Origin of the sequence: Aeromonas finlandensis (assembly GCF_000764645.1) — a bacterium.
Lineage (GTDB): Bacteria > Pseudomonadota > Gammaproteobacteria > Enterobacterales > Aeromonadaceae > Aeromonas > Aeromonas finlandensis.
The window spans coordinates 1-1226 of sequence record NZ_JRGK01000239.1 but is presented as its reverse complement, the minus strand read 5'-3'; the positions used below and the strand labels follow the sequence as shown (position 1 = coordinate 1226).

General features: G+C 53.3%; 1 protein-coding gene and 5 tRNA genes. 1 reads left to right on the top strand and 5 read right to left on the bottom strand.

What is annotated here, in order from left to right; genetic code table 11:
- Positions 1-82: 82 nt before the first annotated feature.
- From LD28_RS0112990 to LD28_RS0112970, 5 genes are all read right to left on the bottom strand, one after another.
- Positions 83-159 (bottom strand) — tRNA-Met (locus LD28_RS0112990).
- Positions 160-247: 88 nt separating this feature from the next.
- A tRNA-Met gene (locus LD28_RS0112985) sits at positions 248-322 on the bottom strand.
- 88 nt (positions 323-410) lie between these two features.
- Positions 411-487 (bottom strand) — tRNA-Met (locus tag LD28_RS0112980).
- Between the two features lie 88 nt (positions 488-575).
- A tRNA-Met gene (locus LD28_RS0112975) sits at positions 576-652 on the bottom strand.
- 94 nt (positions 653-746) lie between these two features.
- A tRNA-Met gene (locus LD28_RS0112970) sits at positions 747-823 on the bottom strand.
- A gap of 196 nt (positions 824-1019) precedes the next feature.
- Between LD28_RS0112970 and LD28_RS0112965 the strand changes: the two genes are divergently transcribed.
- On the top strand, positions 1020-1226 hold a 207-nt coding region (locus tag LD28_RS0112965; protein ID WP_033137384.1), incomplete at its 3' end, for a hypothetical protein.

Below are 1226 nucleotides of genomic sequence, written 5' to 3'. Positions count from 1 at the left end.
TTGTCACCCTCAAGCTGAGCAGTAGCTTGGTGGCGTTTGTCAGCTTTCGATTGTTTACACAATCGCAAGCTGACTAAAAAATTGGTTGCGGGGGCCAGATTTGAACTGACGACCTTCGGGTTATGAGCCCGACGAGCTACCGAGCTGCTCCACCCCGCGTCCGAATTGTCACCCTCAAGCCGAGCAGTAGCTTGATGGCGTTTGTCTGCTTTCGATTGTTTACACAATCCCAGGCTGACGAAAAAGTTGGTTGCGGGGGAGATTTGAACTGACGACCTTCGGGTTATGAGCCCGACGAGCTACCGAGCTGCTCCACCCCGCGTCCGAATTGTCACCCTCAAGCCGAGCAGTAGCTTGATGGCGTTTGTCTGCTTTCGATTGTTTACACAATCGCAGGCTGACTAAAAAGTTGGTTGCGGGGGCCAGATTTGAACTGACGACCTTCGGGTTATGAGCCCGACGAGCTACCGAGCTGCTCCACCCCGCGTCCGAATTGTCACCCTCAAGCCGAGCAGTTGCTTGATGGCGTTTGTCTGCTTTCGATTGTTTACACAATCGCAAGCTGACTAAAAAGTTGGTTGCGGGGGCCAGATTTGAACTGACGACCTTCGGGTTATGAGCCCGACGAGCTACCGAGCTGCTCCACCCCGCGTCCGAATTTTTTCGAAGTGGCCGAGCAGTAGCCAATTCGATTTTTTCCTTTTTCACCAACCGGTTAAACCTAGTTGACAAGTCAGAAACCCAGATGGTTGCGGGGGCCGGATTTGAACCGACGACCTTCGGGTTATGAGCCCGACGAGCTACCGAGCTGCTCCACCCCGCGTCTGAGGTCGCCAATAATAGGCGCCAGCGCACAGATTGCAAGTAAATATCTCAAAAAAAGTTTATTCGTAGATTAATCAGACAAACAGTGCGGTCATTAGCAGCATCATGCTGTTTTTTCAGGCAAACGAGTCTGCACTAACCATCCCACACTACACTCAATAAGATGATCACTCCTCATTTTGGGTAGGTAAAATATGCACATCTCTGCCGGTCACTGCCGTCAGTTGGGAGCTACACCTGACAGCCACGGCGTCAACTTCGCGATCTGGGCTCGTCTCGCCAGCCGGGTCGAACTGCTGCTCTTCGCAAGCGCAGAAGATTCTACCCCCGAGGTGATCCCGCTCTCCCCCCGTCTCAACCGCACCGCCTATTACTGGCACATCCATGTTGAGGGGCTCGCG